Origin of the sequence: Variovorax sp. dw_954 (genome assembly GCF_018449755.1) — a bacterium.
Taxonomy (GTDB): Bacteria; Pseudomonadota; Gammaproteobacteria; order Burkholderiales; family Burkholderiaceae_C; genus Variovorax.
The window spans coordinates 1-21,826 of the sequence record NZ_JAAVVD010000041.1; the positions used below are offsets into that span (position 1 = coordinate 1).

18 protein-coding genes are annotated in these 21,826 nt (G+C 67.4%); 3 read left to right on the forward strand and 15 right to left on the reverse strand.

Going from position 1 to position 21,826, the window contains the following annotated elements; all coding sequences use genetic code 11:
• The 15 genes from HB681_RS35535 to HB681_RS35605 form a co-directional block, all read right to left on the reverse strand.
• Positions 1-937, reverse strand: a 937-nt coding sequence (locus tag HB681_RS35535) for an AMP-binding protein (protein WP_213959600.1), incomplete at its 3' end; no start/stop codon positions are given.
• Between the two features lie 145 nt (positions 938-1,082).
• A complete protein-coding gene (locus HB681_RS35540; RefSeq protein ID WP_213959601.1) occupies positions 1,083-1,907 on the reverse strand; it encodes an SDR family oxidoreductase in 825 nt (274 codons plus the stop codon).
• 36 nt (positions 1,908-1,943) lie between these two features.
• Positions 1,944-2,375: a MaoC family dehydratase gene (locus HB681_RS35545; protein WP_256735234.1), complete on the reverse strand. Its 432-nt coding sequence runs from the start codon at positions 2,373-2,375 to the stop codon at positions 1,944-1,946.
• Positions 2,376-2,395: 20 nt separating this feature from the next.
• The gene (locus HB681_RS35550) at positions 2,396-2,836 is read right to left on the reverse strand and encodes a MaoC family dehydratase N-terminal domain-containing protein (RefSeq protein ID WP_213959605.1); all 441 of its coding nucleotides are present in this window, start codon (positions 2,834-2,836) and stop codon (positions 2,396-2,398) included.
• Positions 2,837-2,838: 2 nt separating this feature from the next.
• Positions 2,839-4,023, reverse strand: coding sequence for a lipid-transfer protein (locus tag HB681_RS35555; RefSeq protein WP_213959606.1), 1,185 nt, complete (start codon positions 4,021-4,023; stop codon positions 2,839-2,841).
• A 20-nt stretch (positions 4,024-4,043) separates the two neighbouring features.
• Entirely contained in the window at positions 4,044-5,183 is a 1,140-nt protein-coding gene (locus HB681_RS35560; protein ID WP_213959607.1) for an acyl-CoA dehydrogenase family protein, read from the reverse strand.
• Between the two features lie 88 nt (positions 5,184-5,271).
• Positions 5,272-6,099, reverse strand: a complete 828-nt coding sequence (locus tag HB681_RS35565; RefSeq protein WP_213959609.1) for an enoyl-CoA hydratase/isomerase family protein — start codon at positions 6,097-6,099, stop codon at positions 5,272-5,274.
• 111 nt (positions 6,100-6,210) lie between these two features.
• The gene (locus HB681_RS35570) at positions 6,211-9,006 is read right to left on the reverse strand and encodes a LuxR C-terminal-related transcriptional regulator (protein WP_213959611.1); all 2,796 of its coding nucleotides are present in this window, start codon (positions 9,004-9,006) and stop codon (positions 6,211-6,213) included.
• A gap of 472 nt (positions 9,007-9,478) precedes the next feature.
• The gene (locus tag HB681_RS35575) at positions 9,479-11,029 is read right to left on the reverse strand and encodes a long-chain-fatty-acid--CoA ligase (RefSeq protein ID WP_213959612.1); all 1,551 of its coding nucleotides are present in this window, start codon (positions 11,027-11,029) and stop codon (positions 9,479-9,481) included.
• A 30-nt stretch (positions 11,030-11,059) separates the two neighbouring features.
• Positions 11,060-11,668, reverse strand: coding sequence for a GNAT family N-acetyltransferase (locus tag HB681_RS35580; RefSeq protein ID WP_256354676.1), 609 nt, complete (start codon positions 11,666-11,668; stop codon positions 11,060-11,062).
• A complete protein-coding gene (locus HB681_RS35585) occupies positions 11,665-12,774 on the reverse strand; it encodes an alpha/beta fold hydrolase (protein ID WP_213959613.1) in 1,110 nt (369 codons plus the stop codon). The genes HB681_RS35580 and HB681_RS35585 overlap by 4 nt, the downstream gene beginning before the upstream one ends.
• A complete protein-coding gene (locus HB681_RS35590; RefSeq protein WP_213959614.1) occupies positions 12,771-13,232 on the reverse strand; it encodes a hypothetical protein in 462 nt (153 codons plus the stop codon). Before HB681_RS35590 ends, HB681_RS35585 begins: the two co-directional genes overlap by 4 nt.
• A complete protein-coding gene (locus HB681_RS35595) occupies positions 13,229-14,581 on the reverse strand; it encodes an alpha/beta hydrolase (RefSeq protein WP_213959615.1) in 1,353 nt (450 codons plus the stop codon). Before HB681_RS35595 ends, HB681_RS35590 begins: the two co-directional genes overlap by 4 nt.
• 127 nt (positions 14,582-14,708) lie before the next feature.
• Positions 14,709-16,415 carry a hypothetical protein gene (locus tag HB681_RS35600; protein WP_256354678.1) on the reverse strand — a complete coding sequence of 569 codons (1,707 nt, stop codon included), beginning with the start codon at positions 16,413-16,415 and terminating at the stop codon, positions 14,709-14,711.
• A gap of 388 nt (positions 16,416-16,803) precedes the next feature.
• Positions 16,804-17,874 (reverse strand): AraC family transcriptional regulator, encoded by a 1,071-nt coding sequence (locus HB681_RS35605; RefSeq protein WP_213959616.1) that lies wholly within the window; start codon positions 17,872-17,874, stop codon positions 16,804-16,806.
• A 142-nt stretch (positions 17,875-18,016) separates the two neighbouring features.
• Between HB681_RS35605 and HB681_RS35610 the strand changes: the two genes are divergently transcribed.
• The 3 genes from HB681_RS35610 to HB681_RS35620 all read left to right on the forward strand — a co-directional run bounded on the left by HB681_RS35610 (position 18,017) and on the right by HB681_RS35620 (position 21,818).
• Positions 18,017-18,487, forward strand: coding sequence for a 2,4'-dihydroxyacetophenone dioxygenase family protein (locus HB681_RS35610; RefSeq protein ID WP_213959638.1), 471 nt, complete (start codon positions 18,017-18,019; stop codon positions 18,485-18,487).
• A gap of 99 nt (positions 18,488-18,586) precedes the next feature.
• A complete protein-coding gene (locus HB681_RS35615; RefSeq protein ID WP_213959617.1) occupies positions 18,587-20,422 on the forward strand; it encodes a DUF1302 domain-containing protein in 1,836 nt (611 codons plus the stop codon).
• Positions 20,423-20,456: 34 nt separating this feature from the next.
• The gene (locus HB681_RS35620) at positions 20,457-21,818 is read left to right on the forward strand and encodes a DUF1329 domain-containing protein (RefSeq protein ID WP_213959618.1); all 1,362 of its coding nucleotides are present in this window, start codon (positions 20,457-20,459) and stop codon (positions 21,816-21,818) included.
• Positions 21,819-21,826: the final 8 nt, after the last annotated feature.

Consider the following 21,826-nt stretch of genomic DNA (forward strand, 5'->3'; position numbering starts at 1 on the left):
GGCCCGGCAGCGGCTTGCCGTCGTCGATGTAGTGCGTGGCGCCCAGCAGCGCCGCGCGGCCCAGGTTGAGCACGCCGCCCAGGGCGTGATGCCAGGGCAGCCAGTCGAGGAACACGGGCGGCTCGTCGCCCTCGGCCAGTCGCCCGAACATGCTCTGGAGGTTGGCCGCGCAGGCTTGCAGGTTGCTGTAGCTGACGGGCACGCCCTTGGGAACGCCCGTCGAGCCGGATGTGAAGAGGATCCTGGCCACGTCTTCGGGCCGGATCGCCGCATGGGCCGCGGCGACCTGGTCGCGCCGTTGCGCTGTGAGATCGGCGTCCGCCAGCGTCTTCCATGCATGCTGATTTCCTGAGGCGCCGTTTACTGCGATCAAGGGCACGCCGGCGCAACCTAGCGCGGCGATGGCGGGCTGGAAGGTCGCGGCGTCCTGCACGAACAAGGCTGCGGGCGGCACCAGTTCGCAAACGCCCTTGAGGCGCGCGAAGTCCTTGCTCAGCAGGGAATAGGCCGGTGACACCGGCGCCACCGGCACGCCGACATACTCCGCCGCCATCAGCAGCACGAGCAGTTCGAGCGAGTTGGGCGACAGCACCACCAGCGGCTTGCCCTGGCCGAGCCCCATGTCGAGCAGGGCCGCGCCCACCGTCTGCACCTGCTGCCACAGCCGACGCCAGGTCAGGCGCTTCCATTCGCCGCTTTGCGCGTCGCGCTCGCAGAAGGCGGGCGCATCACCGCGACGGCTCGCCCAGTGCGGGATGAAGCCGGCGAAGCCGGTGCGGCCTGTCGGCGTCGGCGTGAGCGGCGAACGCAGGATCAGCGAGCCATCCGCGCGCCGTTCGCAGACGGCCTTGCGGATCTCGTACGGCACCGGCCTGTAGCGCACGGGGGCGGGTGCTAGGGCTTCGGGGGCGAGGGCTTCGGTGGCGAAGGTAGTCATGTGTCTTGTCTCCGGAATCTTCTTGATCGACTGGGGCAGCGAGGTCAATCCATGCCCCCGCTGCCATCCCCATCGCGGGACACGCTGGACAAGTCGCGGCGGCAAGCGCGTGCTCGCCGGACTCGCCCAGATTTCGCTGGCGCAGTTACTGCGGCGAGCCGGCCACCGCCACGACCTGGCCGGTGATGTAGTTCGACTCGGGCGTGCAGAACAGGTACACCGCGCCGGCCGCTTCCTCCGGTGTGCCGCCACGGCCCAGCGGGTTGCGCGCCGCATGCGACTTCAGCAACTCGGGGTTCAGGCCCACGCGGATTTCCTTGCCTTCGATATTTACCGTGGCGCCGGCCTTGGCGTCGGCGTTGGTCATGCGGGTGTGGATCAGGCCGAAGGCCACCGCGTTGACGTTGACCCGGAAGCGGCCCCATTCGCGGCTCAGCGCGCGCGTCATGCCGATCACGCCGGCCTTGGCCGACGAGTAGTTCATCTGGCCGGCGTTGCCGTTGAGTGCCGAGGTCGACGAGATGTTGACCACCTTGCGGTAGTTCTCGACGCCCTTTTCCTGGTCGGCCATGGCCTGCGCCTTGATCACCGGGTAGGCCGCGCGCAGGATGCGAAAGGGCGCGGTCAGGTGGCAGTCGAGGATGCCGTACCACTGTTCGTCCGTCATGCGCTGGACCACGTCGTCCCAGGTGAAGCCGGCGTTGTTGACGATGATGTCGATGCCCTTGTAGTTGTCGACCGCGGTCTTGATGAAGCGCTCTGAGAAGTCCGGTGCGCTGACGTTGCCGACGCAGGCCACGGCGTCGGTGCCGTTCTTGCGCAGCAGTTCGACCGTTTCGTTCGCCGGATCGGCGTCGAGGTCATTGATGACGAGGCGCGCGCCCTGGCTGGCGAGCTTCAGTGCGATGGCCTGGCCGATGCCGCGGCCCGAACCGGTGACGAGGGCTACCTTGCCGTCGAGTGTTCCCATGTTGTGTATCTCCGAGTGAAAAATGATTGAGGGGGTTTAGAGCGCGATCACGGCATCGCCAACGATCCTGGTGTCGCCATACTGGTTGCGCGTTTCGATCTCGAGCTTCACGCGCTGCTCGCCTTCGGCTTCGAACTTTTCGACCACGCGGCCGCTGCAGGTGATCTTGTGGCCCAGGTGCGTGATGCCGGTGAAGCGCACGCCGAAGCTGCGGATCTGGCGCTGGTCGACCCACTGCGTCAGCAGCCTGCCGAGGTACGCCATCGACAACATGCCGTGCGCGAACACGTCGACCATGCCGGCCTTGCGGGCGTAGTCGGTGTCGATGTGGATCTGGTTGTGGTCGCCCGAGGCGCCGGCGAACAGGGCCAGCGTGGTGCGGGTGATGGGCGGCAGTTCCAGCACTGGCAGGGTGTCGCCGACGTTGATGGCGTTCGGCGTGTCGAAGGGGGCTTGTCTCTGGTTCATGGCGTATGTGCTCCCGTCGTTCATGCGTTCTTGTGGACCAGCACGCTGCGCAGGTCCGCGACGTGTTCGCCATGCTGGTTGCTGACTTTCGACTCGCGCACCACGAAGCTCAGGGCGCCGCCCTTCTTGTCGTAGATGTCTGCGATGCGCGTATCGAACTGCAGCGTGTCGCCGGCGTAGGCCATGCGGTGGTACTTGAAGGTTTCCTCGCCGTGCAGGATGCGCGAGGTGACGATGCCCAGCTCGTCACGCCAAGCGTTCGAGGGGATCTGGAACTCCAGCGAGAACAGGAAGGTCGGCGGCAACGGGAGGCCGGGATGGCCCGCGTCGCGCGCTGCCGATTCGTCGATGTAGATCGGGTCCGTCTCGCCGATGGACTTGGCGAAGAAGCGAAGCTGGCCCGTCTCGGCCTTGGCCGTGTAGACCGGCAGCTTCATGCCGATGTGCTTCTTGTCGATCATGCTCAGGCCCTCTTGTAGATGGTCACGACGCCCGCGCCGCCGAGGCCGAGGTTGTGTTGCAGGGCGACCTTCGCGTTCGCGACCTGGCGTTGATCGGCCGTGCCGCGCAACTGGTGCGTCAGCTCGTAGCACTGCGCCAGACCCGTGGCGCCGAGCGGGTGGCCCTTGGAGAGCAGGCCGCCCGAGGGGTTGGTGACCCAGCGGCCGCCATAGGTGTTGTCGCCGTCGTTCACCAGCTTCTCGCCTTCGCCTTCACCGCACAGGCCCAGACCTTCGTAGGTGATGAGTTCGTTCTGCGCGAAGCAGTCGTGCAGCTCGATCACGTCGATGTCCTTGGGCCCGACGCCCGCTTGCTCGTAGGCCTGCCTGGCGGCCAGTGCCGTCATGTCGAAGCCGACGACGCGGATCATGTCCTTGGCGTCGTAGGTGCTGGGCAGGTCGGTGGCGAGTGCCTGGCCGGCGATCAGCACGTCGGTGCGCAGGCCGCGCTTGCGCGCGAATGCTTCGGAGACCACGATGGCCGCGGCGCCGCCGCAGGTGGGCGGGCAGGCCATGAGGCGGGTGATGACGCCGTCCCACAGCATCGGCGAGTTCATCACGTCTTCCGTGGTCACGACGTTGCGGAACACGGCCAACGGGTTGTTGGCGGCATGGCGGCTGGCCTTGGCGCGGACCTTGGCGAAGGTCTCCAGCTTGGTGCCGTATTTCTGCATGTGGGCGCGGCCCGCGCCAGCGAACTGGCGGATGGCGGACGGAATCTCGGGATGGCCGACCAGTTCGTCGACAACTTTTGCGGCGCGTTCGAGCGCCGGTGCGCGGTCGTCCCAGCGCGACTTCAGCGCGCCCGGGTTCATCTGCTCGAAGCCGAAGGCGAGGGCGCAATCGACCGCGCCGCTCTGCACCGCCTGACGTGCGAGGTACAGCGCCGACGAGCCCGTGGCGCAGTTGTTGTTGACGTTGAGCACCGGGATGCCCGTCATGCCCACGCGGTACACCGCTTTCTGGCCGCAGGTGGAGTCGCCGTACACATAGCCGGCATAGGCCTGCTGCACGTCGCTGAACTCAAGGCCGGCATCGGCCAGCGCCGCGCGGATGGCTTGCTCGCCCATCACGTCGTAAGGCTCGCTCATGCCGGGCTTCTTGAACTGGATCATGCCGACGCCGGCAACGAAAACCTTGTTTGTCATGTTGTTCCTTGAGTTGGGGTTTAGAGTTTTCTGGAGATCAGCTCGCGCATGACCTCGCTGGTGCCGCCGTAGATTCGCGTGACGCGCGAGTCCACGAAGTCGCGGGCGATCGGGTACTCCAGCATGTAGCCGTAGCCGCCGTGCAGCTGCACCATCTCGTCGAGCGCCTTGCCCAGCGTCTCGGTGGCAAACAGCTTGGCGATGGCCGCCTCTTCCAGCGTGAGGCGGCGGCGCGTGTGCTCGCCGATGTAGTGGTCGATCAGCGTGCGTACGGCCACGGCCTGCGCCTTGATGTCGGCCAGCTTGAACTTGGTGTTCTGAAAGTCCCACACGGTCTGGTCGAAGGCCTTGCGTTCCTTGACGTAGGCGATCGTGTTCTCCAGCGCGCGCTCCAGCCGCGCGGCCGCCGAGACGGCGATCGAGAAGCGTTCCTGCGGCAGCTCGCCCATCAGGTAGGCGAAGCCCTTGCCTTCCTCGCCGAGGCGGTTGGCCACCGGCACGCGCACGTTGTCGAAGAAGAGCTCGGCCGTGTCCTGCGCGTACTGGCCCACCTTGTCCAGCTTGCGGCCACGGCGGAAGCCTTCGCGCGTGGCCTCGACCGCGATCAGGCTGATGCCCTTGGCGCCGGCCTTCGGGTCGGTCTTGCAGACCACGATGACCAGGTCGGCGGTCAGGCCGTTGCTGATGAAGGTCTTGCTGCCGTTGATGACGTAGTCGTCGCCGTCGCGCATGGCGGTGGTCTTCACGGCCTTGAGGTCGCTGCCGGTGCCGGGCTCGGTCATCGCGATGGCCAGGATGATCTCGCCCGAGGCGGCCTTGGGCAGCCACTTCTGCTTCTGTTCCTCGGTGCCGGCGCGCAGGATGTAGGGCGCGATGATGTCCGAGTGCATGCCGAAGGAGGGGCCGCTGACGCCGGAGCGCGCAACCTCTTCGGCGAACACGGCGCAGTGGCCGAAGTCGCCGCCGCCACCGCCGTATTCCTCTGGCAGCGAGGCGCACAGCAGGCCTTCCTTGCCGGCCTTCAGCCAGGTCTCGCGGTCGACCTGGCCCGCCTGGTCCCAGGCGTGCTGGCGCGGCAGGCATTCGCGTTCCAGGAAGCGGCGCACAGTCTCGCGGTACATCTCATGGTCGTCTCGGAAGACGTTGCGGGTCACGTTCACTGGGAGTCTCCTTTTTGGGAACTTGTCTCTGGGGTCTAAGTTATTCGCTGGCAGGGTGGAGGGGACTACCCTGGATGGGGGGCGGGCGTCATTCCCGAGTGCGGTCCCAGTCGTAGGCTGCGGGCTCGCCGCGCAGGAAGCCGGCCACGGCGGCTTCGTGGTAGGGCGTGGTGGAGGCGACGGCCTGGGCGTTGGCCTCCAGCTCGGCCAGCGTCGCGTAGGGTGTCTCGAAGCTCTTGTTGAGCAACGCCTTGGTCAGCCCCATCGCTTCGCGCGGGCCGGCGATGAAGCGGCGGGCAAAGCGCAGCGCCTCGGCCTGCAGCGCGTCGGGCTCGTGCAGCGTGTGGACGAAGCCGAGTTGCTTGCCCTCCGCGGCGCTCACGCGGCGCGCGGTCAGCGCCAGTTCCCTGGCCATCGGCAGGCCGACGGCGCGCGGCAGGAAGTGAAAGGCGCCCAGGTCCGGAATCAGGCCGACCCTGGCGAAGGACATGCAGAAGAAGGCGCGTGTCGAGGCAAGGATGAAGTCCGCCGCCAGCGCAATCGAGAAGCCGGCGCCGGCGGCAGGGCCGTCCACCGCGGCGATCACCGGCATCTCCAGCGAGTGCAGCCGCTCGATCCAGCCGTGGCCGGCCTGGATGCGGCGGCGCATTGCGTCGGCCGTGCGGAATTCGGGGTCGGTGCTGGCCTGCCGCGCCTTCAGGTCGCCGCCGGCGCAGAAGCTGCCGCCGGAGCCGGTGAGCACCAGCGCGCGCACGCTGCGGTCGGCCTCGACATGCCCGAGCATGTCGCCGTAGTCCATCCGCAGCTCGATCGACAGCGCGTTGCGCGCGGCAGGCCGCAGGTGCGTGAACACGGCGATGCCGTCGTCGATCGAGAGCTGCGATTCGCGCAGCGCAATGTTGAGTTCGCTCGGCATGGGATCCTCGTTCCGTGGAGCGGACGATGATCCGGCGCGGCACGGCGGGATGCCCTACCCGGAGTGGGTGGCGTCAGGGCTTACCCCGCTCTCGTGGCCTCCCGTGGCGCTTCAGCTCCGTGACTGTTCCGCATCCCAGCCGAAGTCCCGCACCCGCGCCACCGCTTCATCCCGCCCCGACACGCGCAACTTGCCGTAGATGCGGCTCAGGTACCACTTGACCGTCTCGGGCGAGAGGCCCAGGGCTCGCGCGATCTTCTTGTTGGGCATGGCCTGGGCGAGCAGGCGCAGCACGTCGATCTCGCGCTCGTTGAAGGCGTCCAGCGTGGCCGGCATGGCACCGCGTTCGCTCGCCCTGGCGGCGCCAGGCGGCTGTTCCGGCGGCTTGCGCGTGGCCTGCAGGCGCTCGACATAGAAGGCCAGCACCGAGTCCGGTTGCCAGGTGTGCGCAAGGTCGTCCATCAACTCGAACGCGATCGGGTCCGCATCGACCAGGCTGCGCAGCAGGCCGAGCCTGTGGCCGCGGCGCAAGGCATCGAGCAGCTTCTGCCGCGCCGACTCGTAGCGCCCGAGGCGTGCCTCCACCACTGCGCTCTTGACCAGCAGGTGCGCCACGATGCGCTCCCGTCCGCTCACCTCGCATTGCGCGACCAGGCGTGCGAGCTGCGCTGCCGCGCCTTCCAGGTCGCCGTGCGTCACCGCCATGCGGATGTGCGCGCGCTGCGCCAGTTCGCTGATCTCGCGCGGCGCCCGCGATGTCGATGCCGAATGGCGCGCGTCGACGACATCGAGTTGCGCCAGCGCCGCGTCGGCAGCGGTCGTCTCGCCGAGCAACAGCCGGTAGTGAACCTGTTCCGACAGGCTGTGCGCCAGCAGGCGGTCGATCTTGTGCTTGACGGCGTAATCCTCCAGCCGCTCGAGATGCGCGAAGGTTTCCTGCCGGTTGCCGTCCTGCCAATTGGCTGCGGCCAGCAGCCGGAAGGTGCGCAGCACGGCATCGGGGATGGCGATGCGCTCGATCACGTCGACCTTGCTTTCCAGCAGCGCGCGGGCCTGCCGCGCGTCGTTGAGTTCGTAGAGCACGTCGGCGAGCAGGCCGACCGCGAGGTGATACGCATCGACGCAGCCCCTGCCGCCTTGCGCGGCCTCGGCCAGTACGGCGCGGTAGATGCGCTCGGCCTGCGTCATGCGGCCTTCCAGCGCGTAGCTCATGCCGACCAGGCAGCGCCCGTGAAGGCTGCCGGCGGCAGTGCTGACCAGCGGCGCGCCATCGACCATCTGCGGCGGCGTGTCGAGTTGCACGCTGCGCGCCTTTTCGTACTCGCCCTGCTGGGTGTAGAGCCACGAGAGGATGTTGTTGCGTCCGCCGATCGCGAGGGGATCGGCATCGGGTGGTATGTCCAGCAACTGCGGCAGCATCGCCAGGGCCGCTTCGAGGTCGTCGCGCTGTACGGCCACGGCGGCGCGCAGGGTCGTCACATAGAAGCGCAACGCGCCTTCGGTCTCCGGCAGGTCCTGCGCCAGTTCGTCGAGCGTCTTTCGGCAGGCCTCCATCTCGCGCTGGAACATCTGCGAGCGTGCCATCCACATGCGCATCCGGAAGCTCTGGCGCACCTGCTCCGGCGGCAACTGGCGCAGCAGCGCGATGAACTCGTTGCTTTCTCCGCGCACGATGAGCGATGGGGCGCAGCGGTCGATGAGTTCGGCGGCCTGCGCCGGATCACCGGCCTGAGCGGCATGCCGCACCGCGTCTTCCAGCAAGCCGCGTTCACGGAACCAGGCGAAGGCGCGCGCGTGCACCGCCTGCTGCGTGGCCGCGTCGAGCCTGTTGAAGCGGGCCCGCAGCGTTTCGCGCAGCAGCGGATGCAGGCGGTACCAGGGCTCCGGCTCCCGGCTTTCGACGGGCACCACGAACAGGTCGTCGCTCTCCAGCCGGCCGAGCAGGGCCGAGGCTTGCGCGACGGCACTGGGCGCGCCAAGCAAGGCCGCGCACAGCGATGCGCAGAAGCGGCTGCAGGCTGCGGCGCGCACCAGCGTGTCGAGCTCGTCGGGTGCGAGCTGCGAGAGGACTTCCTGCTCGAAATATTGCGCAAAAGCCTGCGCATCGCGCACCGGCACGCGCGCAAAGGGTTCGCCCGGGGCGGAGCGTCCGGATTCGAGCTGCTTCTTCTTCCAGTCGACAGTGAACAGCCGCAAGCCGGCCACCCAGCCGTCGCTCAGTTCGTGCAGGGTCTTGATGGTCCGCGCATCGATTTCGCCGAGTTGCGCCTTGAGGAACTGGCCGGTCTCGGCGAGGCTGAAGCGCAGGTCGCGCAGGTCCAGTTCCAGCGTCTGCGACTGGCTGCGCAGCCGGTCGAGCGAGAGCCGGGTCTGGCCGCGCGACACCAGCACCAGGTGCAGGTTCGGCGGTGCGTAATCGAGCAACCACTGCAGCGCCTCCTGGATCGCCGGATGGGTGAGCTGATGCAGGTCGTCGAGCACCAGCACCAGGTCGCGCGGATGCGTGGCGATGCCGCGCACCAGCGAGATCACGAGCCGCTCGACCGCATCGGGGTCGGTGCCGAGGCCGGCGTCGCCAAGCTCGGCAGCTTCCCGCACCAGCGCGGGCTCCACCACCGCCACGCTGGCCTGCAGCTCGCCCAGGAAGCGCGAAGGGGTGTTGCAGTCGCCCGTGGCGCTGAGCCATGCGACGTCGAAGCCCAGCGGAACCAGCGCCTTGCGCCACGCGGCGATGAGGGTGGACTTGCCCGAGCCGGTGGGGCCGGTGACCACGATGCAGCGCAGCCTCCGTGCATCGACCAGCCGCGCGAGCAGCTTCTCACGCCCGACGACGCCCACGCCCGAGCGTTGCACGGCTGGCGCGGTGGGGGGCTGCGGCGTGCCCGGAGTGGGGGTCTTGGGCGGCATGAAGTTTGTGGTGCGCCGGGGCGGCCGGGCATTTTGCAGCAGCGGCGGCCACTTTGGGCTGCGCTGTCTTACTACCCGATGGGGGTGAGGACGCCAGCGGACTGGCCTCGACCCCGGGAGACATGCATTTACCCGAACGGGACATGCGCCGAGGAGGGCGCGCCGCGAGCTTCAGCATCGCCAGGTGTCGACGAGGTGGTGCCGGGAGACGCCTTCAGGCATCGCGGGACGCAAGCCGGTCCTCGCGCGGAAGCCCGATTGGAAAGCAGCGTTCCGGCGGTGCTGCGGCACCATCGTCCGCATTGATGGCGCTGCCGATCGGCCAGCACGACACGCGCCCCCGGCCCCAAAAAACTCGTCGCATCGATGGCGAACGTGCCGGGGCCACGCTGTGCGTGTCCATGGCCGATGCGAAGGATGGCGACCTCGATCCAACCGCGCGGGGCGCATGTCCCGCGCCTCGACATCGCGATCAGGCGATGCTGCGCGCCTGCCCTTCCCAGTACGGCTTGCGCAGTTCATTCTTGAGGATCTTGCCCGCCGCCGACAGCGGCAGCGGGTCCTTGCGGAAGTTGAACGAACGGGGCCGCTTGTAGCTCGCGATGAGTTCGGCGCAATGGTTGCCCAGCGTTTCCTCGTCCACCTCGAAGCCATCGCGCAGGCGCAGTTCCGCGTGCACCGCCTCGCCCCACTTCTCGTGCGGAATCCCGATCACCGCGCATTCCAGCACCGCGGGGTGGCGCGAGAGGGCGTTCTCCACCTCGGCCGAGAACACGTTCTCGCCACCCGAGACGATCATGTCCTTCAGGCGGTCGACGATGAAGACGAAGCCTTCCTCGTCCATGTAGCCGGCGTCGCCGCTGCGCAGCCAGCCGTCGACGACGGCCGCGCGGGTCTGCTCTGGCTTGTTCCAGTAGCCCAGCATCACGGTCGCGCCGCGTGCCGCGATCTCGCCGACGGTGCCGCGCGGCACTTCGTTCAACTCGTCGTCGACGATGCGGATCTCCGCTGCCATGCTGGCGCGGCCGGCGGCACGCAGCAGGCGCGCATTGGGGCCCTCGACGGCATGGAACTCGGGGCGCAGCACCACCACGCCGCCGGACATCTCGGTCTGGCCGTAGCCCTGGTAGAGCTGGACATTCGGCAGGCTCTTCATCACGCGGCGCAGCAGCGCTTCGGAGATGGGCGCGGCGCCGTAGATCATCTTGCGCAGCGAGCTCACGTCGGTGGGCACGGCCTGCAGGTAGCGGTCGATGAAGTCGATCATCGTCGGCACCATCAGCGTCATGTTGACCTTTTCCGACGCGATCATGTTGCAGATGAGCGCGGGGTCGAAGCGCGGTGCGACAACGTGCGTGGCACCGGCCGAGGTGTAGCTGAACATCGAGCTCAATGCGGCCAGGTGGAACATGGGCGCCACGTGCAGGAAGACCGTGTCCTGTTCATACGGGCATTCCAGCGCGAAGGCGATGGTCGCCAGCACCAGGTTGTCATGCGACAGCATCACGCCCTTGGGGAATCCCGTGGTGCCGCCGGTATAGATGATGGCGGCCATCGCCTCGCCCTGGCTGGCGCGCTCGGGCAACGGCGCGTGGTCGGCAATCAGCGATTCGAAGGACACGAGGCCAGCTTGCGCATCGTCGCCCATGTAGATGGTGCGGCGCGGATCGAAGCCGGGCAGCTTGCGGGCCAGGTCGACGAAGTCCTGGTCGACCAGGAAGAGGGTGGGCGTGCTGTCCTGCAAGGCGTAGGCGTGCTCGCCGGGCGCCCAGCGCGTGTTGGCCGGCACGACGACGCAGCCGGCCCAGATCACGGCATACACGGTCTCGATGTAGCGGTCGCTGTTCGAGGCCAGCACCATCACGCGCTCGCCGGGCTGCACGCCCATGGCGGCGATGCCGCCGGCCAGGCGCGCGACGCGGTTGGACGTCTCCGACCAGGTGCGGCGGCGCTCGCCATACACGGTGGAAGTGCGGCGCGGGAAGAGTTGCGCCGAGCGGCGCAGGGATTGAGTGATTTGCATGATTTGTCTCCGTTGTAGAAATAAGAAGGGTCAGGTGCCCAGCGCGTCCGCTACGCCGTAGACCTCGAAGCGGGCCTGCACTTCGGCGATGTTGTGGCTGAGGACAGCGAGGTCGTAGGTAGTGCCGTCGCGGTCTTTCACGTGGTCGCGCAGCACCGCTTCGGCGCGGAAGCCGAGTTCCTCGAACACGGCGATGGCCGAGCGCTGGTCGACCGTCATCTGCACGTACAGCTTCTCCAGGCCGAGGCCCAGCGCCAGCGCAAAGCACTCCTGGATCAGCAGGCGCCCGAGGCCGCGGCCGCGCCAGTCGGGCGAGATCATCACGCGCAGCTCGCCCACGTGACGCGACCAGGAACGCGGGTCGGTGACGATGGCGGTGCAGCCGATGAGCTCGCCGTTCGAGCGCGCGGCCAGGCTGGTGATGGTTCCTTCGGCGATCGAGGCGAGCCAGGCGGTGACCACCTTGGGGTGGGTCACGTCGCGCCGCACGAACAGGATGTCGTGCGTCGGCAGCTTCTGGATGAAGCCTGCGACCGCCGCGCCGTCTTCCGGCTTGAGCAGATCGACCTCGACGGTCGTGTTGGCGAGTCGTTGCGTGCGCGGATAGGCGCGGGTGGAGGTGGTGGTGTCGTTCATCATTCGGATCTCTTTCCAAGCCATTGATCGAGTGCCGGCCACATGCGCTTGACCGCATTGGGGCCGGCCACCAGGCTGACGTGGCCGCCCGGCAGGGTGATTTGTTCCTTGTCCTGCGAGCCGGCCTGCGCCACCAGCGGGGCGGCGCATTCGGGCGGCACGAGGTGGTCGTACTGCGCGGTCACGTGCAGCAGCGGCACGGTGATGTTGTGGATGTCGACGGTGCGGCCGCCAACGCGCAGGGTGTTGTCGTAGAGGCTGTTCTTCCAGACCAGTTGCTTGACGGTCTGGCGCAGGTATTCGCCCGCGAGCGGCAAGGTCTCGGCGCCGAAGCGGTCCATCATGCGGTAGCCCTTGACGTACTGGTCGTTCCACATGTTGTCCCACAGGCGCACTTGTGCGGCGACGCGGCTGGTCGGGCGTTGCGCTTCGAATGCGCTCATCACCACCTGCGAGGGCACGTTGCCCAGCGTGTCGACCAGGCGATCCACGTCGAAGTGGCGCTTGTCGGCCATCGACTGGAACAGGGTCATCTTCGACCAGTCGATCGGCGTGGTGAAGCACACGAGGTTCTTCACAGGACCGGCGGGATGCAGTGCCGTATAGATGGTCGCAAGCACGCCGCCCATGCAGTAGCCCACCAGCGTCACGTCCTGTTCGCCCGAGCGTTCCTGCACGCGGCGGATGCAGTCGGGGATGAAGTCGAGCGTGTAGTCCTCGAACTTGAGGCGCTTCTCGTCGAGGGTGGGCGCGTCCCAGTCCATCACGTAGACGTCGTAGCCGCGCTTGAGCAGGAACTCGATCAGGCTCTGGCCCGGGGCCAGGTCGAAGATGTAGCTCTTGTTGGTGGTGGCCATCACCAGCAGCAGCGGCACGCGGTAGACCTCGGCGCTTTGCGGGTGGTAGTGGTAGAGGCCCAGCGTGCCGCGGCGATGCATCAGGGTCCGCGGCGTGGTGCCGACGGCCGGGGCCGGCGAGCCGAGGTATTCGAGACCCTTGAAGCTGCGCTGGATGGCGCGGTCGACCTCGGTGCGCAGGCGCTGGGTGATCGACGGCGCCTCGGGCTTTTCGGCCTTGGCGGTCTTTTCGGTCTTGACGGGTGCGTTCATGCCTTGCCCCTTGCGCTGCGGCGAGCGGGCACGGCGGGCGGCTGCTTCGAGGCAGTCGCCTTCGCACGAACGGGGGTCGAAACGGTCTTAGCCTCCGGGGACGCAACCGGCGCGGCCAACGCGGCGGCAGCCGCCGGCGCCCGCTTGGTGCGGGCGGGACGATGCGCCGGCGCCGGTGGCGGCAGCAGCATGTCCAGCTTGTCTTCGATGCGGCGCATCGTGGCGGCGACAGCCTCCAGTTCGCTGCGGCTCGGCAGGCCCAGTCGCTCGTACAAGCGGGCCAGGTTCTTGTCGAACAGGTGGTGCGTGCCCAACCCGGCGCGCAGGACGATGGCCAGCGCCTGGGAGAAGCGCTCGGACTCCATGTTGCGCGTGGCGTAGCTGTTGAGGCCGCCCTCGAGGCGGTCGATGGCCTCGCGCCGCAGCGCCAGGGGGTCGAGGAGTTGCTTGGGGCTCATGTGGATCTTTCCTTGGGGGGCCGCTCGCGTGCGTCGCGTTGCGGCGAGGATTCATGGGGCTTGCGGGCCTGCATGCAGTGCAGGCTGGCGGTGTGCGGCCAGGTCTGGCGCGCTTCGAGCTCGTTGCCGTGCGCAACGGCGGTCTGGCGCAGGAAGGCGCCCGGCACGAAGCGCGAATCGAGCAGCCTGCGCGCCGCGTGGTCCGTTCTTGCCGAGAGGCGGCCGAGCAGCGTCAGCCAGACGCGCTCCGCCGTGGCCCAGCCGATCAGCGAGGTCATGACCAGTTCGGTCACGGGCCTGAACGCGGCGAACGCGCTGCCGGGGCCGTCGGCGACCTCGATCGTGCGATCCCGCGCGCAGTCGCCGGCGAAGGCATGGTTCAGGGCGATGGCGATGCGATCGAGCGCGTCGCGCCCGGCGTTGATCACCGAATCGAAATTGAGGAAGCCATGGATCTGGCCCGCGTAGTGCAGCAGTTCCACCGGCACGCCGGCGGCGCGCAGGCGTGCCGCGTAGTCCAGGCCGTCATCGCGGATCGGGTCGAAGCCGGCGCTGATGACCAGCGCCGGCGGCAGGCCCCGCAGGTCGGGCTGGCGGCGCGGCGAGAGCCAGGGGTCCTGCGCATCGGTGATGTCCCCGACGTGCGCCATGACGCCGCGCAGCAAGCGCTCGGTGATCAGGTAGCCGCTCGCGTTTTCCACCAGCGAAGGGAATTCCTCCACCAGGTCGGTGGCCGGATAGGCCAGCACCTGCAGCGCCAGCCGGGGGCCGTCGTTGCGCGCGGTGTGCTGCGCCACGGCGGCGCTGATGTTGCCGCCGGCCGAATCCCCGCCGATGGCCAGGCGCGTCGTGTCGATGCCGAGCGTGCCGCCGAACTGCGCGACCCATTCGAGTGCTTCGAGGAAATCTTCGCGGCATGCCGTCAGCGGATGCTCGGGCGCGAGGCGGTAGCCGACCGCGATGACGATGCAATCCGTGGCGAGCGCGATGCTGCGGCAGATCGAATCGGCGGAGTCCAGTCCCCCGACGATGAAGCCGCCGCCGTGGCACCACAGGAAGGCGGGTCGGCGCTCTTTCGACGGCCCCGCGGAGAAGATCCGCAGCTCGATCGGGCCGCCGGGGCCGGGGATGGTCCGCTGGCTCACCGATGCCACCCTCGGCCGCCGGCCCATCGCCAGCGCCATGAGGCGCCAGAGCTTGCGCTGCGTGCCCACCGAGCGATCGGTGATCTGCCCCGGCGCCAGGTTGAACCAGCGCAGGAAGGCGCGGACTTCACGGTCCGGCCGGCCTGCCCGCAGGTTCAGCGGCATGCCGCGCGTGGCGGGGCGATTCGACGATTCGTTGTTCATGGACGAGGATGGCTGTTGGGGAAATGAGGTCTTCATGGCCCGCAGGATGCGCAGGCTTGCGACCACCCGCGCCACCCATGACGGGGGGCGGGCAAATCCGGCTTTACAGGCTCAGGCCCTCACGCCTTCAGGGCTCGATGCGCTTCATCTTCGATGTGTCCATGCGCACCACGCCGAAGGCCATGCCGTAGAGCAGGTTGCCCTGCGAGTCGACTTTCACCGGCGCGTACATGCCGTTGAACATCGGGTTGCTGCCGGTGCGGATGCTCATCACCGTCTTGCCCGTGTCCAGGTCCATGCCGATGTGGTGGCGGTCGCCCCAGCGGCCGGCGAAGTAGCCATCGATGATGGCCATGTGGCTGCCGCCGCTGATCATCGGCACGACCGAGACCGACGACACATCGTCGCGCTTCCATTGCTGGCTCCACGCGTGCTTGCGGTTGTCCCACTTGAAGCCAGCCGCGCCGACGGCAGCGGGACGGGTCGCGCCATTGACCAGGTTGACGTAGTAGCTGTCCTGGCTCAGCAGGGGCTGGTCTTCCCGGGTCACGATGTTGTTGACCACGAAGGCCTGGTCGCCGTAGACACCCACCGACTGCTCCGACTGCACGACGTCCTGGCCCGGGCCCATGTCGACCTCGATCTGGTCGGCGATGCGCGGCGACAGCGTGCCGGGCTTCTGCTTCCAGCCGGCCGGGATGCCGTCGCGCCAGAACGACACCAGGCGCATCTTCTTCGCGCCATCGGTGATGACCACCAGCTTGTCGTCGTCCTTGCCGAAGCCCATGAGCGTGGGCGTCGAACCGGTCCCGTCGCCGATCTTCGGGGCCGGCATCTGCACGCCGCGGTCGTAGTGTGCGGCCCAGGCGCCGCTGGCCTCGTCGTCGTGGATCTTGCCGTTGGCGTCGACCACCAGGCGGTACATGGTGGTGTTCGACGCCACGTACACCGCGCCGCCATTGGCCTCGGGGCCGGTGGCGAAGCTGTTCATGAACTGCTCGTCGGCGCCGGCGGTGGTGTAGATGTCGATGATCTCCAGCGTCTCGCGGTTGAGCGTGACGACCTTGCCGCCCAGCGTGTTGATGACCACGAAGCCGTTGAAGCTCATGCCCAGGCCGAAGGACATGTCGACGGGGATGCGGCTCTTCGCCTTGGCACGGGCGTTGTCGAACAGCGAGGCGGGCAGGGTGATGGCGCGTGCCGGCTTCATGCCCGAGGCCGGGTTCTTCGGGTCTTCCTGCTCGATGCGGAACACCTGGCGGCCGTTGCAGCCGATGAAGGCGTCGTCACGCGTCAGCACGGCGTAGACGGCGCCGTTGGCGACCTGGTCGGTCGATGCGGAGGCCATGCGGTTGGGCTGCGCCTTCATGTAGTCGAGCAGGCCCTTCTCGTCCTTCGCCTCGATGAACTTCTGGACCGCTGCGGCCTGTGCACGGCGCTCTTCGGCGCTCACCGGGGCATAGTTCGGCAGCTTCATCGGGATGTCGCTGCGCGCGATCTCGACCAGCTTGCCGTTCTCGGTCTTCATCTTGCGCAGGCCGAAGCCCGACCACCAGAACTGGAGCTCCTGGCCGGCGACCGTGTCGGTCATCGAGGGCAGGCCGACCGATTCGTTGGGGATCAGTTGCACCGACTCCGGCGTGACCTCGAAGAAGCCGCGCGGCACGGCGATGTCCGTGCTGTCGGAGGCGGCGTCGTCCCAGTGCGTCTGGTTGTTGTACGACTGCGCGAGGTAGGGGTTGTGCTGCTGGGCAAGGGGCTTGGCGGCATGGGCCGACACGGCGGCGAGGGCGGCGACGGCGATGGCCGAGGCAAGGCGGAAACGTGACGTCACGAGAAATCCTTTGAGCGTTGGACAGGTTGCGATATGGGCGCAACCACGTCTCGTGCCGTTGTCTCCAGCCGGGCGAGATTGCGTGGGGGTATGGTCGGGCGGAGGGCCAAAAGAGGGACCACCCCAAGCGGGTGGAGGGGGCGTGCGTTCGATCGGGGAAAACGACTGAACCAAACGATCCTTCACTCAAGAGGTCGCATGGCCGACACGTTGTTGGCGGTGTAATTTGCCGCGTAGGCGAATCTGCCCGTCGGGTCCGATGGCCACTGAGCAGGGCGCGGACTTTGGGTTGAGTCTTGGCCGTGACCGCGTGGCCCGCGCCACTGAAGATCGCGGACATCGCCGCGACCGTACCGGTCACCAGGATTGGGCTCGAAAAGCGTCCTGGTTATTGTCTCGACATGGCATCCTGCCGATAGTCGCTCGGAGTGAGCCCGGTGAGGCGGCGGAACGCGCGGCTGAAATTGCCGGTGTCTGCAAAACCGAGCCGCTGCGCCACCTCACTGACGGTGGCCTTGCTGCCGATGAGCAGTTGGCACGCGACCTCGATGCGGATCTTCTGGGCCAAGTCCCGGAACTGCAGGTTCTCGCGCTTCAGGCCCCGGTCGATGGTGCGCGGCGAGACGTTCATCCGGCGCGCGAGCGCGTCCAGCGTGAGGTGCTGGCCCTGGGACTCGCGCAGCATCATCATGACAAATTCGCCCCATTGCTCGCCAGGACCTGGCGGGCGAAGCCGGGGGCCGCAACGCTCTTCGACCTGCTGCACCACCAGGGGCGCCCACATGGGCAGCGGCTTGTCCAGCATGGCGCTGCTCATCAGCGCGATGACACCAGGCACCGCCGACTCGTCGAACGCAAAGCGCGAAGGCGCCAGCCTGAAGTAGCGCTGGTGGTGCGGCGGCACCGGCATCGACAGCCGGTAGTCGCCGCCACCGGTCTCCGGTCCCACCAGCAACTGCACCTGGTTCTCCAGCGATACCGAAAGCAGCTCCAGGAAGAAGCGCATCGTCTCGAGCGGCAGCGCGGTGACGGGACTGAACACCACTTCGCCGACCTGCCCGCGGCGTTTGTAGCTCATGGTGAACAGCTCGTTCATCAGGTGGTAGTAGCGGCAGGCCAACTGGATCGCATGCTCGAGGTTGCGGCAACTGATCAGGCCATAGCCCAGGATGTCGTGCGAGTTGAGCTTGACCAGGCGGCCTATCTCGAAGCCCAGGTCCGTGCGGCCGGTGAGGCGGCGCATCGACACCAGCAGATCGTTGACCTGCGCCGGCAGCAAGCGCGTGTCCGGCCGCTCGAAGTTCGTGCGGTCGATGTGCGCGCAGCGCAGCACCTCGTCGATGTCCACGCCTGTTTCCGCCAGCGAATTGCACAGCTGCACGAAGTAGCGGGCAGGCACCGTCACCCCGTTGGCCGGGGGAGCTCGGCGATGCATCGCGGGGTCGGGGTTATCACTCATGTGTCGGAAAGTGACAAACAGATGTCAGCGTTTGATAGCGCGCGAATTCGGCGACTTTCCGATCATTGGTGCCAGCCAACGCGGCAAAGCCTGCTTGCAAATGCTACGCCACCTTCCACGAACTTCAATGCCGGACCAACCCATGCTGCACGAGCAGATCCTCACCAGCGTCATCGACGACGAATCGGTGCCGTGGATTCCCTTCGCACCGTATGCGGACAACGTCCTGCTGAAGTACTTCAGGCTGGACCCGGTCCGCGGCGAAATGATCGTGATGATGAAGATGCCCGCCGGCATCCGCATGCCCAGGCACCACCACTCGGGCACCGTGATCGCCTACACGCTCGAGGGCCGCTGGAAGTACCTGGAGCACGACTGGATCGCGGGCCCCGGCAGCGTCGTCTACGAGACCGCCGCTTCCAGCCACACGCCGCAGGCCCAGCCGGGTCATGGCGACGTCGTCCTGCTGACGATCGTGACCGGCGACCTGGTCTTCCTCGACGAGAACGACAAGGTGATCGCGATGGAGAACTGGAAGACCAGCCTGGGGCGCTACCTGACCTTTTGCAGGAACGCATCCATCACCCCCAGGGACCTCACGGCCTTCGGCTGAGGCCGCCGCACAAGAGCACCGGACCTTTCTTTCACAAGCCCTGCAACCACCACGGGACTCGCGTCCCGCTTCCAACAACAAGACCCGAGGAGTATTTTCATGCCCCACCCAGATACACGCCAGTTCGAGGCAACCCGTCGGCTCTCAGCCGTGGCGAGCGCGGCGCTTTCCTTCCTTCTGTTCGCGTCGGCTTCCCATGCAGCGGAGATCGATGTCGGAAATCCGGACCTCAGCATTCGCTGGGACAACACGCTGCGCTACAACGTGGGGGTGCGCACGCAGGCGCAGGATCCGGCGATCCTGGGCAACCCGAACCTGGACGACGGCGACCGCAACTTCAAGAAGGGTTCGCTGATCGCCAACCGGATCGACCTGCTGAGCGAGTTCGACGTGGTGTACCAGAAGAAGTACGGCTTCCGCGTGAGCGGCGCGGCCTGGTACGACGATGCCTACAGCCACCTGGACAACCGCAACAACGCCACCGCCAACACGCTGCGCTACGGCGTGCCCACCGCGGGCGCGCTGTCCGACTACACCTCGCGCTATGCCAAGGGCCCCTCGGGCGAACTGCTCGATGCCTTCGTGTTCGGCAATGCCACCTTCGGCGAGACCGACGTGAACCTGCGTCTGGGCAAGACCACGGTGTACTGGGGCGAGAGCCTGTTGGGCGGCGGCGCGATCCACGGCATCAGCTACGGCCAGTACTCGCTCGACCTTTGGAAGGCCTATGCCACGCCGGGCATCGAGGCCAAGGAGATCTATCGCCCGCGCAACTCGATGACCCTGCAGGTGCAACCAACGCCCACGCTGTCGCTGTCGGCCCAGACCTTCTTCGATTGGGAAAGCGTTCGCTACCCGGAGTCGGGCAGCTACCTGACGGTGAACGACGCGCTGCTTCACGGCGGCGACTCTCTCATCGCCGGTCCCGGCCAGCGCGCGCTGCAGACCGAGGGCGGCGACCCGAAGAAGACCGGTGACTTCGGCTTCGCGGCACGCTGGAGCCCCGAGTGGCTGGACGGCACCGCCGGCGCCTACGCGCGACGCACCGCGGACATCCAGCCGCAACTGGCCCTGGTGCCTGCCGTCGCTGGCGGCGTGCCCGCGGCAGCATGCGCCAAGGCCGGCCTGCGCGCCATAGGCCCGACGACCTGCTACGTCAACCCTGCCGCAGCCACGCTGCCCATGATCCAGGCCGGCTATGTCGGCCAGTACCAGGCCTTCTACGGCCGCGACATCGACATTTTCGGCCTGAGCCTGGCAAAGAACGTCGCCGGCATCAGCGTGGGCGCCGAGCTCAGCTACCGCCACAACATGCCGTTGCAGAGCGTGCCGGTGACGGTGCTGCCGGCGGCGCTGGTGAATCCCGCGTCAGGCGCGGTCTCGCTGGCACAACTGGCCCAGTTCGGCGGCGACGCGCCGGGTGCGCGCGGCAATACCGTGCATGGCGTCTTCAACCTGCTGGGGGTCGTCTCCAAGACCGCGCTGTTCGACTCTGCCTCCTGGAATGCCGAACTGGTGTGGAACCGCTGGACCAGCGTGAGCCAGAACCCCGGCGCCTTCAAGGGCAGTGCGGCCTATGCAGCGAACCCCGCCAATGTCGACGCGGTGACCCGCGACTTCTTCGGCCTGGGCCTGAACTTCACGCCGACCTGGTATCAGGTGTTCCCGAGCGTCGATATTTCCATGCCGCTGAGCTGGGCTGCCGGCCTGTCGGGCAATTCGGCCGTCACCTCGGGCGGCAACAAGGGCGCCGGTTCCTTCGGCATCGGCATCACCGCCGACGTGCGCTCCAAGTACAGCTTCAGCCTGCGCTATGTGGGCTTCTACGGCAACTACAGCACCACGCCGACGGGTGCCCTCAACGTCGCGCAAGGCACCAGCGCGTCGCTCGCCGACCGCGGCCACGTGCTTTTCACCTTCAAGACGACCTTCTGAGTCGGTTCCTTCTACTTCCACGGAGACACACATCATGAAAACCCGCACCCTCTTTGCCGGCGCGCTGCTCGCGCTGGCCGCCCAGGCCACCCTGGCCGCCGTCAGCGCCGACGAGGCCAAGAAGCTCGGCAGCACGCTCACGCCCACTGGCGCCGAGCGTGCCGGCAGCGCCGACAAGTCCATCCCCGAATACACCGGTGGGCTGACCACGCCGCCCGCCGGCTACCAGAAGGGCTCGGGCATCCGCCCCGACCCCTATGAAGCCGAGAAGCCCCTGTTCTCCATCACCGGCCAGAACATGGGCCAGTACGAGGCAAAGCTCACCGCCGGCACCAGGGAACTGCTGAAGAAGTACCCCAGCATGCGTGTGGACGTGTACCCCTCGCACCGCTCGGTCGCCTTCCCGAAGTACGTGGTCGACAACACGGTGAAGAACGCCACCTCGGTCAAGACCACCGATGATGGCGTGGGCCTGGAAGGCACCTTCGCCGGCATCCCGTTCCCGATCCCCAAGACCGGCAACGAGGTGATGTGGAACCACCTGCTGCGCTACACCGGCCAGAGCTACTACACGCAGTACGACTCGATCAACGTGGATTCGTCGGGCAAGGCCGTGCTGGCCACCACCGGGCAGATCTACATGGACTACCCGTACTACGACCCCAAGCGCAGCGGCCCGTCGGCGGAGAACGACATCTACTTCCGCACCAAGATCGCCTACACCGCACCGGCGCGCCGTGCCGGCGAGGCCCTGCTGGTCCAGGACTACATCAACCCGATGAAGAACGGCCGCCGCGCCTGGCAGTACCTGCCCGGCCAGCGTCGCGTGAAGCTGGCACCGGACATCGCCTACGACACGCCAAACCCCGGCGCGGCCGGTGCCTCCACCTACGACGACGCCTGGGTCTTCAACGGCGCGATGGACCGCTATGACTTCAAGCTGGTGGGCAAGAAGGAGATGCTGGTCCCCTACAACGCCTTCAAGCTGGTCTATGCCAAGGACCCGTATGCGGTGACCACGCCCAACCATATCAACCCCGACTTCGTGCGCTGGGAAGCGCACCGGGTGTGGGTGGTGGAGGCCACGCTGAAGGCCGACAAGCGCCACATCTACGCCAAGCGCACCTTCTACGTCGACGAGGACAGCTGGGTCGCCGTGGCCGCGGACATGTACGACGCCCGTGGCCAGCTCTACCGCGCCGGCTTCGTCTACACCAACCCTGCCTACGAGCTGCCGGCACCTGCCGCGATGGGCCAGTCCTTCCACGACTTCACCAGCGGCAGCTACAACATGATCGGCCTGCTGGGCGCCTACGACGTCGGCGTGAAGTTCATGGATCCGCTGTCGGCCAACGCCTGGTCCGCCGATGCGCTGGCCGGCGCCGGCGTGCGCTGAGGCGGGAG